This is a genomic window from Streptomyces sp. 13-12-16 (genome assembly GCF_002114215.1).
In the GTDB taxonomy this organism is placed as follows: domain Bacteria; phylum Actinomycetota; class Actinomycetes; order Streptomycetales; family Streptomycetaceae; genus Streptomyces.
On sequence record NZ_NCTE01000831.1, the window covers coordinates 8,227 to 18,824 of the forward strand.

At 72.0% G+C, this 10,598-nt stretch carries 9 protein-coding genes; 4 read left to right on the top strand and 5 right to left on the bottom strand.

All coding sequences use genetic code 11. The features are described from left to right. Nucleotides 1–242 (top strand): DUF485 domain-containing protein (locus B7767_RS30055; protein ID WP_143652700.1); only part of this gene is annotated, 242 nt, incomplete at its 5' end. After that, the gene (locus B7767_RS30060; RefSeq protein ID WP_085574906.1) at nucleotides 239–1,831 is read left to right on the top strand and encodes a cation acetate symporter; all 1,593 of its coding nucleotides are present in this window, start codon (nucleotides 239–241) and stop codon (nucleotides 1,829–1,831) included. The genes B7767_RS30055 and B7767_RS30060, both read left to right, overlap by 4 nt. Before the next feature lie 66 nt (nucleotides 1,832–1,897). On the opposite strand, the gene B7767_RS30065 is transcribed toward B7767_RS30060, so the two are convergent. The 3 genes from B7767_RS30065 to B7767_RS30075 all read right to left on the bottom strand — a co-directional run bounded on the left by B7767_RS30065 (nucleotide 1,898) and on the right by B7767_RS30075 (nucleotide 5,276). Beyond that, nucleotides 1,898–2,578: a response regulator gene (locus B7767_RS30065; RefSeq protein ID WP_085574907.1), complete on the bottom strand. Its 681-nt coding sequence runs from the start codon at nucleotides 2,576–2,578 to the stop codon at nucleotides 1,898–1,900. Beyond that, nucleotides 2,575–4,248, bottom strand: coding sequence for a sensor histidine kinase (locus B7767_RS30070; RefSeq protein WP_085574908.1), 1,674 nt, complete (start codon nucleotides 4,246–4,248; stop codon nucleotides 2,575–2,577). Before B7767_RS30070 ends, B7767_RS30065 begins: the two co-directional genes overlap by 4 nt. 86 nt (nucleotides 4,249–4,334) lie before the next feature. Beyond that, nucleotides 4,335–5,276 (bottom strand): sucrase ferredoxin, encoded by a 942-nt coding sequence (locus B7767_RS30075; protein WP_085574909.1) that lies wholly within the window; start codon nucleotides 5,274–5,276, stop codon nucleotides 4,335–4,337. Between the two features lie 352 nt (nucleotides 5,277–5,628). Here B7767_RS30075 and B7767_RS30080 point away from each other — a divergent pair, with 352 nt between their 5' ends. Continuing rightward, nucleotides 5,629–5,868: a hypothetical protein gene (locus tag B7767_RS30080; protein ID WP_085574910.1), complete on the top strand. Its 240-nt coding sequence runs from the start codon at nucleotides 5,629–5,631 to the stop codon at nucleotides 5,866–5,868. Between the two features lie 58 nt (nucleotides 5,869–5,926). Here the strand turns inward: B7767_RS30080 and B7767_RS30085 are convergent, their stop codons facing one another. Next, on the bottom strand, nucleotides 5,927–6,484 hold the full coding sequence (locus tag B7767_RS30085; RefSeq protein ID WP_085574911.1) for a DUF6082 family protein: 558 nt from the start codon (nucleotides 6,482–6,484) through the stop codon (nucleotides 5,927–5,929). Between the two features lie 322 nt (nucleotides 6,485–6,806). Here B7767_RS30085 and B7767_RS30090 point away from each other — a divergent pair, with 322 nt between their 5' ends. Beyond that, nucleotides 6,807–7,847 carry a GTP-binding protein gene (locus B7767_RS30090; protein WP_085574916.1) on the top strand — a complete coding sequence of 347 codons (1,041 nt, stop codon included), beginning with the start codon at nucleotides 6,807–6,809 and terminating at the stop codon, nucleotides 7,845–7,847. Here B7767_RS30090 and B7767_RS30095 read toward each other — a convergent pair. After that, on the bottom strand, nucleotides 7,844–10,294 hold the full coding sequence (locus B7767_RS30095; RefSeq protein WP_085574912.1) for a DNA topoisomerase (ATP-hydrolyzing) subunit A: 2,451 nt from the start codon (nucleotides 10,292–10,294) through the stop codon (nucleotides 7,844–7,846). The two genes, B7767_RS30090 and B7767_RS30095, sit on opposite strands and share 4 nt — an antisense overlap. Between the last annotated feature and the right edge of the window lie 304 nt (nucleotides 10,295–10,598).

The following is a 10,598-nucleotide window of genomic DNA, read 5'->3' on the forward strand; positions in this document are numbered from 1 at the left end:
CCGCCTTCCTCACCTGGTACGTGGCGTACGTCGTGACCGCCACGACCGCACCGGGACTGATGGCGCGGCCCGTCGCGGGCGCCGTGAACCTGGGCATGCTCGCCGGGCTCGGCCAGTTCCTGACCACCTTCCTGCTCACCTGGGCCTACGTCCGCCACGCGCGGCTGCGCCGGGACCGGGCGGCGCTGGAACTGCGCTGGGACGCCCAGGAGCTGGCGCGCGGGAGAGGCGGCGCGGCATGACGGGCGATCACCAGTTGCCGGCGCTGCTGCTGTTCGGCGCGTTCGTCGCGGTGACCCTGGGCATCACGACCTGGGTGAGCCGCCACCGGCAGGGCTCGGCGGAGGAGTTCTACGCGGGCGGCCGGCTCTTCTCCCCGATGGAAAATGGTTTTGCCATCGCGGGCGACTACATGTCGGCCGCGTCCTTCCTCGGTATCTCCGGACTCATCGCGCTCGTCGGCTACGACGGGATGCTCTACTCGGTGGGCTTCCTGGTGGCCTGGCTGGTGGTCCTGTTCCTGGTCGCGGAACTGGTCCGCAACTGCGGGCGGTTCACGCTCGCCGACGTGGTCGCCGCGCGCATGCGGGAGCGGCCGGTGCGGATCGCGGCGGGAACCTCCTCGGTCACCGTGTCCGTTCTGTATCTGGTGGCGCAGATGGTGGGCGCGGGCAGCCTGGTCGCGCTGCTGCTCGGCGGCACGGGCGAGGCGGCCCGCGCCTGGACCGTCGTAGGCGTCGGCGTCCTCATGGTCGTCTACGTGTCGTTGGGAGGGATGCGGGCCACCACCTGGATCCAGATCGTCAAGGCGGTCCTGCTGCTCGGCGGCACCATCGTGCTGACCGTCCTCGTTCTGCTGCGGTTCCACGGCGACTTCAACCGGCTGCTCCTCACCGCCGCCGAACGCAGCGGTCACGGGGAGGCGTTCCTGGCACCCGGGCTCGCCTACGGCGCGGACTGGACCGCGCGGTTCGACTTCATCAGCCTCGGTCTCGCGCTGGTGCTCGGCACGGCCGGGCTGCCGCACATCCTGTCCCGCTTCTACACCGTCCCCACCGCGCGGGCGGCACGACGGTCGGTCGTCTGGGCGATCGGCCTCATCGGCGGTTTCTACCTGATGACGATCGTGCTCGGCTTCGGCGCCGCCGCCCTCGTCGGACCGGACGCCGTGCGCGCCTCGAACGCGGCCGGGAACACGGCGGTGCCCCTGCTCGCCCTCGACCTGGGCGGCGGCGCCGGCTCCACCGGTGGGACGATCCTGTTCGCGATCGTCGCCGCGGTCGCCTTCGCCACGATCCTCGCCGTGGTCGCCGGGATCACGCTCGCCTCCTCGGCGTCCGTCGCGCACGACCTGTACGCCTCCCTGCGCCGCCGGCGCGGGAAGCCGCGCGGCGAGGTGGCCGTCGCCCGCGTCGCCTCGGTCGGCGTCGGCCTGGTCGCGATCGGCCTCGGCCTGCTGGCCCGTGACCTCAACGTCGCGTTCCTGGTGGGCCTCGCCTTCGCCGTGGCCGCGTCCGCGAACCTGCCCGTGCTGCTGTACTCGCTGTTCTGGCGCGGCTTCACCACACGCGGTGCCGTATGGGCCGTGTACGGAGGCCTGGTCCCGGCCGTGGTGCTGGTGCTGCTGTCCCCCGTGGTGTCGGGCAGCCCCGCGTCCCTCTTCCCGGGTGCCGACTTCCAGCTCTTCCCGCTGCAGAACCCCGGTCTGGTCTCCATCCCGCTGGGCTTCCTCGCGGGCTGGCTCGGCACGCTCACCTCACCCGAGGTGCCCGACGAGGCCAAGCACGCGGAGACCGAGGTGCGCTCACTGACCGGTGCGGGGGCCGCGTAGGGCGCCCGGCGGAGACGGACGGAGCCGCCGTCCGCAGGAGTCCCCTGCCCCCCACGGACCGTGTCCTCAGGCGCGGGTCGCCCACACGTAACGGTGTTCCGGGCGGCCCGCGTCGCCGTACTTCAGGGTCAGCGTGGCCCGTCCCGTGCGCTCCAGGAGCTTCAGGTAGCGCTGGGCGGTCTGGCGGCTCACCCCCGTGCGTTCGGCGATCTCCTGGGCCGACAGCGGGCCGCCCGCGTTCATCAGGGACCGCCGTACGAGTTCCGCGGTGGTGGGGGAGTGCCCCTTGGGCAACTGCGGCTCGGACGACGCCGACAGCGCGCCGAAGATGCGGTCCACCTCCGCCTGCTCCGCCTCACCCCCGCCGTCGAGGGTGCGGCGCAGCTCCGCGTACGCCTCCAGCTTGACGCGCAGCCCGGCGAAGGCGAACGGCTTGACCAGGTACTGCAGGGCGCCCTGGCGCATCGCCGCCTGCACCGTGGACACGTCACGGGCCGCCGTCACCATGATCACGTCGGTCTGGTGCCCGCGCCGGCGCATCTCCTGCACCACCTCGAGCCCCGTCTCGTCGGGCAGGTAGTGGTCCAGGAGGACGAGGTCCGGCCGGGGCGAAGTCTCCAGCCGGCCGAGCGCCTCGGCCGCGCTGTGCGCCTGACCGGCGACGTGGAAGCCGGGCACCTTCTCGACGTACGCGGCGTTGACCCGCGCGACCCGCACGTCGTCGTCCACGACCAGGACCTCGATCATTCCGACTCCTCCTCGGCGCTCCCCGGGGCGGACGCCCCGCTGAGCACGGGTTCCGCACCCGGCTCGGTCAGGGCCTCGGGCAGCACGACGGTGAACTCCGCGCCCCCGCCGGGCGCCTCGCCCACGTCCGCGCTGCCCCCCTGCCGCTCGGCGAGCCGGCGCACCAGCGGCAGTCCGATGCCCCGCTCGCGGTGGGCCGGCGGCTCCTTGGTGGACCAGCCCTCGGTGAAGATCAACTCGCGGTGCTCCGGCGGAATTCCGGGCCCGGTGTCGCGTACCACGAGCACCGCCGTACGGCCCTCGGCACGCAGTTCGACCTCCACGCGCGCGTGCGGAGCGCCGGCGACGGCGTCCAGGGCGTTGTCCACCAGATTGCCGACGACGGTGACGAGCCCCCGGGGGTCGATCAGCCGGTCCGGGAGCCGGGTCCCGTCCGACACCCACAGCGCCACGCCGCGCTCGGCCGCGACCGTCGCCTTGCCCACCAGCAGCGCCGCGAGCAGCGGATCCCGGATCTTCTCGGTGACCTGCTCCGACGTGGCCCGGTGATCACCGACCACCTCGCCGACGAACTCCACGGCGTCGTCGTACATCTCCAGCTCCAGCAGCCCCAGCAGGGTGTGCATCCGGTTGGCGTGCTCGTGGTCCTGGGCGCGCAGCGCGTCGATCAGTCCCCGCGTGGAGTCCAGTTCCCGGCCGAGCCGGTCCAGCTCCGTGCGGTCGCGCAGGGTGGCCACGGCGCCGCCGTCGTCCGTCGGCATCCGGTTGGCGACCAGCACCCGCCGGCCGCGGACGGTGAGCAGATCGGTACCGGTCACCCGCCCGGCCAGCACATCGGCGGTGCGTCCCGGGCCGAGCGCCAGGTCGGGGGAGTGGCCGACGGCCTCCTCACCGATTCCCAGCAGGCGCTGCGCCTCGTCGTTCAGCAGGCGGACACGGCCGGTGCGGTCCAGGGCGACGACGCCCTCCCGGATGCCGTGCAGCATCGCCTCACGCTCCGCGAGCAGCGCCGCGATGTCCGAGAAGGCCAGGTCGCGGGTCTGCCGCTGCACCCGCCGGGAGATCAGCCAGGCCGCGAGCGCGCCCACGGCCAGGGCACCGCCGGCGTACGCGAACAGTCCCGGGATGGCGTGGATCAGCCGGGCCCGGACGCTGTCGTAGGCGATGCCGACGGAGACCGCCCCGACGATCTCCCCGTCGTCGTCCCGCAGCGGAACCTTGCCCCGCGCGGAGCGCCCCAGGGTGCCGTCGTCGATCTCCATGACGTCGTGTCCGGCCAACGCCTCGCCGGGGTCGGTCGACACCAGGCCGCCGATCCGCTCCGGATCGGTGTGCGACCAGCGCACGCCCCGCGCGTCCAGCACCACGATGTACTCGGCACCGGTGGCCTTCCGGATCCGTTCCGCCTCCCGCTGTACCGGCCCGTCCGGGGACGGTGCCGTGCCGCGCAGGTCCCGCGCCAGTTGCGGCTGCTGGGCGGTGGTCTGCGCGATCGCGAGCGCGCGGCGCATCGCCTGGTCGTCCAGCTGGTCGCCGAGCGGCGCGAGGAACAGCCCGGTGGCCAGCACCGCGACTCCCGCGGCGATCGCCAGCTGCATCAGCAGGACCTGCGAGAACACCCGCCGCGGCAGGCCGAGGCGCAGGCGGCGTGCGGGGGGAGTGGAGCTCATACCCATGACGGTACGTGGACGGGCGCGGGGTGCCGCAGGGGTGTGGCGGGGATCTCCCGGGCCCGTGTTTCCGTGAGCGGGGGCGGTCAGCCCGCCAGCGCCGCCAGGGTCACCTCGCGGACGCCCACGACGTCCATCCGCGCGGGTGAGCCGAGCACCGACCCGCAGCTCTCCGGACGGGGCGGCAGGGACGCGCCCCGGGCGACCTCCACCAGCCACCGGCGCCCGTCCCCGTGGGCGACGGTCACTTCCCAGCGGGGCGCCGCGCCGTCCGTCCGTACGACGCTCAGGGCCTCGGCGGCGTACTCGCCCACCGCGCGCCGGACGGCCAGCTCGGCCGCCTGACCGGGCCGTTCCCAGGCGGAACCTCCCCGGCATCCCTCGACGACGATCCGGCCCTCCCGCGCGCCGTGCAGCACGTCCTTGACGGTGTGCGCCTCGGCCCGCCCGTACGCGTAGCCGTACGGCAGCACGAGCATCGTGGGGGAGAAGCGGTGACCGCCCAGGTGGGTGACCTCCCAGACACCTTCGACCCCGGAGGCGGCGAGTTCGGCCGCCAGGGGCCGTCCGAGGAGGGCGCAGCAGCGGTCGCGTTTGCCGTTGGTGCAGACGAGGGCGAGGGGGCCGCCCTCGTGGGGCCGTCCGTGGAGCGCGGTCGCGAAGGACTCCGGCTCGCCCCTGCCGAGCGCGGCGAAGTCGAGGTCGAGCAGGCGTTGGGGGTCCGTGGTGGTGGCGGCGTACAGCCACACGTTCCCGGGAACGGTGTGGGCCACGTACACCCGGCGCGTGGCGGGCGTCCGGCGGTCCGCGTGCCGTCCGGGCCGCCGTACGAGCACGATCCGCACACCGCTGCCCTGCGCGGCGGCCTTCAGGGCGCGGCCCAGCGCGGGGTCGAGGTGGCTGGAGGTGAGCGCCTCGGCACCCCAGGGGCCGGGCTGCTCCAGCAGCAGCCAGGTCCGCGCGGTGGCCGCGGTTCCCGCGACCGGCTCATCGAACTCACGGGAGACGTTCGAGCACGTGCTACTCACAAAGGTGAGCCTAACCTGACTTGCTCGCGAGTGGCTTGTCGGCCCGCTCGTACGCCGTGGTCCGGCCGCGCCCGTGGGTGCGCACGACCCAATGGTGACAATTGCCTTGAACGAGGTTGATCATCGATTCTTCGCTTACTTGTCACTCTTGCGGAGGATTCTCCGGAGCCGGAGTGCGTGAACACGTCCGAGTGATAGGAATGCCGCACGCGCCGCGTCCGAGGGGTATGACCGGATCCGGTCACCTGCGTGCCGCGCTCACCGGGGCTTGGATGTGGGGGAGACTGCCCTCGCGCATCGCGCGGCAGCGGGCGCAGGCGCGCTTGTGCCTTGAGACAAAGGAAATTGAACAGTGAGTCAGATCATCCGCCGCCTCGGCGTTGCTCCGCGTTACCGAGGCAGCACGAATGGTGGGACGTGTCCCGACATTTTCGAGTTGGCCGACGGGAACTTCGCCGTCATCGGCACCGACATGACTGACTCCCTGGACGCGGACCTTCCGGCTGACGCGGCCCGAGCGGACTACGAGCGCATCGTCGTGATCACGCGTGAGACCTTGGTCAGGGCGAAGGCCGACATCCCCGACGCGTGACCGCACTCTCGGCGGACCGGGGTCCGGACGGTCCGGCGCACCGTCCGGATGCCCGCCGTCAGTCCTCGGCGGGAGGCTCGCCGACCACCCACCATTCGTCGGTCTCCGCCTCCTCCAGCTGCCGGAGCAGGTCGTCGACGAGCAGTCCCATTTCCGCCTCCTCGGTGTTCGCGATGCTCGCCCGCTGCTGCTGGGTGGCGTACCAGTACTCCCTGACGATCGGATTCTGGAAAGTGCCCCGGGCGCGTTGGTAGAACTCCTCCTTGGACAGGTTCCCGATGCGGTAATAGAACAGCAGGTTGGTGTACAAGGCGTTGGCGTACAGGTACTGCCGACGCTTCGAGGGAGGGGCGGACACCTCGAAGATGTCCAGGACCTCGGCGAGCTCGGGGTCGTCGATGGCCTTGCTCAGCAATTCCCAGTGCTGGCGCTGCTGGATCGCCAGATCGGCGTTCCGCCGGGTGTGTGCCTGCTTCTCCAGGCTCTCGAGACGCGCGTGCAGCGACTCGAGCGTGTGGCGCTGGGCCGCCACGGTGACGAGGACGCCCGCCGCCATGCCGAGGCCGGCTATGGCGACGGCACCGAGCCCCCGTATCCCACTGTTCTGTGTGGCCATGTCAAATACCCCCGATCGGGCCGCCGTCCGCCGGTCGTCGGGTTGCGGGTCGACTGTGGGGAACCGGCGAGCGGTGGGCGGCGCTTGCCGCCTTCCAGGGTGCCGAGCGGCTCTGATCGGCGGGAAGGCGGCCAGGCGGCGCACGGAGGGAAGCGAGGGTCGCACAAACCGGCGCCTTGCCCAACGTCTGCCCCGTGGATGCTGCTAACAATCGTTCACTTCGCCGTCGTTCCCACTGCTCGTATCCTGGTGCGTCAGTCGTTTCCCGGGCGTACGCGCAGACGCGAGCCGGGGTACGCCCAGGTGTGAGAGGGGTCGCGTGGTGGTGCGGAACGGCGGTCGGCAGATTCCGGTCGTGGTGCTGGCCGGATTTCTCGGATCGGGGAAGACCACCCTGCTCAACCACCTCCTCCACCGCAGCGGCGGCAGCCGCATCGGTGCCGTCGTCAACGACTTCGGGGCCGTCGAGATCGACGCGATGGCCGTCGCCGGGGCGCTCGGCGACTCGACCGTGTCGCTGGGCAACGGGTGTCTGTGCTGTGCCGTGGACGGCAGCGAACTCGACGTGTACCTCGAGCGGCTCGCCCGCCCCTCCGCCGGGATCGACGTCATCGTCATCGAGGCCAGCGGCCTCGCCGAACCGCAGGAACTCGTGCGGATGGTGCTCGCCAGCGAGCATCCGGGCCTCGTGTACGGCGGACTCGTCGAGGTCGTGGACGCCGCCGAGTTCGACGCCACCCGGGCCAGGCACCCGGAGATCGACCGGCACCTCGCCCTCGCGGACCTCGTGGTCGTCAACAAGGTGGACCGGGTCACCGACGCCTCGCGCGTACTGGCCCTGGTCCGGTCCCTCGTCGACCGCGCGGCCGTCGTCCCCGCCACGCACGGCCGGGTCGACCCCGAGTTCCTCTTCGACTGCAGGCCGAGCGAGGAGCGCGTCGGGCAGTTGTCGTTCGACGATCTGCACCGCGCCGACCACTCCGAGCACCTGCACGCCGCGTACGACAGCGTCTCCTTCGTCTCCGGGCGCCCGCTGGACCCACGGCGGCTGATCCGGTTCCTGGACGGCCGGCCCGAAGGGCTCTACCGGATCAAGGGGTACGTCGACTTCGGTCCGTACGACGTCGGCAACCGGTACGCCGTACACGCCGTGGGGCCGTTCCTGCGGTTCTACCCCGAGCCCTGGCCCGCCGGCGAGGAGCGGCTCACGCAGCTCGTCCTCATCGGCTCGGGCATCGACGCCACCGCCCTCGGCGAGGAGCTGGAGGCGTGCGTGAGCGACGGCGCCCCACACGCCGACGACCACGGCATGTGGGGCGTTCTCCGCTATGTGCAGGGGGCGGCGGAGGATCCGGCGGCCTAGGCCGGGCCCGCCACCACCGACACCGTCTTCGGCAGGGACACGCCCGAGCCGTCGCGGCGCGGGTCGGGTTCCGGGAGGGCCACCGCCGTGCCGTTCTTCTGCGCGGCACGGGCCGGGAGCGGGCCCGCCCAGGCCAGGGCCAGGCAGTCCTCGCCCTTCAGGAACCGCTGGCAGCGCACGCCGCCGGTGGCCCGGCCCTTGCGCGGATACTGGTCGAACGGAGTCAGCTTGGCCGTCGTCTGGACCGAGTCGTCCAGCGTGCCCCGCGAGCCCGCGACCGTGAACACCACCGCGTCCGCGGCCGGATCGACCGCCGTGAAGGAGATGACCTTCGCCCCCTCGGTGAGCTTGATGCCCGCCATGCCGCCCGCGGGACGGCCCTGCGGCCGGACCTGCGCGGCCGGGTAGCGCAGCAGCTGCGCGTCGTCGCTGATGAAGACCAGGTCCTCCTCGCCCGTGCGCAGCTCGACCGCGCCGACGATCCGGTCGCCCTCCTTGAGCGTGATGACCTCCAGCTCCTCCTTGCTGGAGGGGTAGTCGGGCACCACGCGCTTGACGACTCCCTGTTCCGTGCCGAGCGCCAGGCCCGGCGACGACTCGTCGAGCGTGGTCAGGCACACCACCTGCTCGTCGTCCTCCAGGGACACGAACTCGGCCAGGGGCGCCCCGCCCGAGAGGTTCGGCGTCGGCATCGTCCCCGGGAGCTGCGGCAGGTCGATCACGTTCAGCCGGAGCAGCCGGCCGGACGAGGTGACGACGCCCACCTCACCGCGGGCCGTCGCCGGCACCGCCGAGACGATCACGTCGTGCTTGACCCGCTTGCCGTCGTCGGCGAGCGGCTCGTTGTCCGCCGTACGGGCGAGCAGGCCCGTGGAGGACAGCAGCACCCGGCACGGGTCGTCCGCCACCTGCAGCGGTACGGCGGCGGCCGGGGTGCCGGCCGACTCCAGCAGCAGCGTACGGCGGTCGTTGCCGAACTTCTTGGCCACCGCGGCCAGTTCCGCGGAGACCAGCTTGCGCAGCTCCGCGTCCGAGTCCAGGATCCGGGTCAGCTCCTCGATCTCCGCGTTCAGCCGGTCCTGCTCGGCCTCCAGCTCGATCCGGTCGTACTTGGTGAGGCGGCGCAGCGGCGTGTCCAGGATGTACTGGGTCTGGATGTCGCTGAGGGAGAACCGCTCCATCAGGCGCTGCTTGGCCTGCGCGGAGTTCTCGCTGGAGCGGATGAGGCGGATGACCTCGTCGATGTCCACCAGGGCCGTGAGCAGGCCCTCGACCAGGTGGAGTCGGTCGCGCCGCTTGCCGCGGCGGAACTCCGAACGCCGGCGTACGACCTCGAAGCGGTGGTCGAGGTAGACCTCCAGGAGTTCCTTGAGGCCCAGGGTGAGCGGCTGGCCGTCCACCAGCGCCACGTTGTTGATGCCGAAGGACTCCTCCATCGGCGTCAGCTTGTAGAGCTGCTCCAGGACCGCTTCCGGCACGAAGCCGTTCTTGATCTCGATGACCAGCCGCAGACCGTGCTCGCGGTCGGTGAGGTCCTTGACGTCGGCGATGCCCTGGAGCTTCTTCGAGCCGACCAGGTCCTTGATCTTGCCGATCACCTTCTCCGGGCCGACCGTGAACGGCAGCTCGGTGACGACGAGGCCCTTGCGGCGGGCCGTCACGTCCTCCACGGTGACCGTCGCGCGGATCTTGAACGTGCCGCGGCCCGACTCGTACGCGTCCCGGATGCCGGACAGGCCGACGATCCGACCGCCGGTGGGCAGGTCGGGGCCCGGGACGTGCTTCATCAGGGCGTCGAGATCGGCGTTCGGATACCTGATCAGGTGCCGCGCGGCCGCGACGACCTCGCGCAGGTTGTGCGGCGGCATGTTGGTGGCCATACCGACGGCGATGCCCGACGCGCCGTTCACCAGCAGGTTCGGGAAGGCGGCGGGCAGCGCCACCGGTTCCTGCTCCTGCCCGTCGTAGTTGGGCGCGAAGTCGACCGTGTCCTCGTCGATGGACTCGGTCATCAGGCTGGTGGCCTCGGCCATCCGGCACTCGGTGTACCGCATGGCGGCGGGCGGGTCGTCGTTGCCCAGCGAGCCGAAGTTGCCGTGGCCGTCGACCAGGGGGACGCGCATCGAGAACGGCTGGGCCATGCGCACCAGGGCGTCGTAGATCGACGCGTCGCCGTGGGGGTGCAGCTTGCCCATGACCTCGCCGACGACGCGGGCGCACTTCACGTAGCCGCGCTCGGGCCGCAGGCCCATCTCGTTCATCTGGTAGACGATGCGGCGGTGCACCGGCTTGAGACCGTCACGCGCGTCCGGCAGGGCGCGGGAGTAGATGACCGAGTACGCGTACTCGAGGAAGGAGCCCTGCATCTCGTCGACGACGTCGATGTCGAGGATCTTCTCCTCGTACGAGTCGTCGGGCGGCGGGGTCTTCGTGCTGCGGCGGGCCATCGCTGCCGGCTCCTTGCTGAAGCGAGTGGACGGGATCTGACGCGGACCATTGTGGACCGTCGCACTGACAGACGGGACCAGGGTCCCGGGTCCGGGCGGTCGGCGGGGGTGAGGTGCGGGGGGTGCGAGCAGGGTACGCGGCCCGGCGCGAACCGGCCGGGGGCGGGTCGCGCGGCCCGGCGTTCGCGGGGTGCCTCCCCCGCTCTCGGCTGCGCTCGGGCGGGGGCACCCCCATCGCCCTGGGGGCACCTCCCGGGCCCTTGAGGCACTGGGGAGGCACGACTGCCCGTGGGCACGGCGGGGG

Excerpts from the sequence above, each read along its gene's own strand:
- B7767_RS30095 (WP_085574912.1), bottom strand. The coding sequence starts at position 10,294 with ATGGCCCGCCGCAGCACGAAGACCCCGCCGCCCGACGACTCGTACGAG.
- B7767_RS30070 (WP_085574908.1), bottom strand. The coding sequence starts at position 4,248 with ATGAGCTCCACTCCCCCCGCACGCCGCCTGCGCCTCGGCCTGCCGCGG.
- B7767_RS30085 (WP_085574911.1), bottom strand. The coding sequence starts at position 6,484 with ATGGCCACACAGAACAGTGGGATACGGGGGCTCGGTGCCGTCGCCATA.
- B7767_RS30060 (WP_085574906.1), top strand. The coding sequence starts at position 239 with ATGACGGGCGATCACCAGTTGCCGGCGCTGCTGCTGTTCGGCGCGTTC.
- B7767_RS30065 (WP_085574907.1), bottom strand. The coding sequence starts at position 2,578 with ATGATCGAGGTCCTGGTCGTGGACGACGACGTGCGGGTCGCGCGGGTC.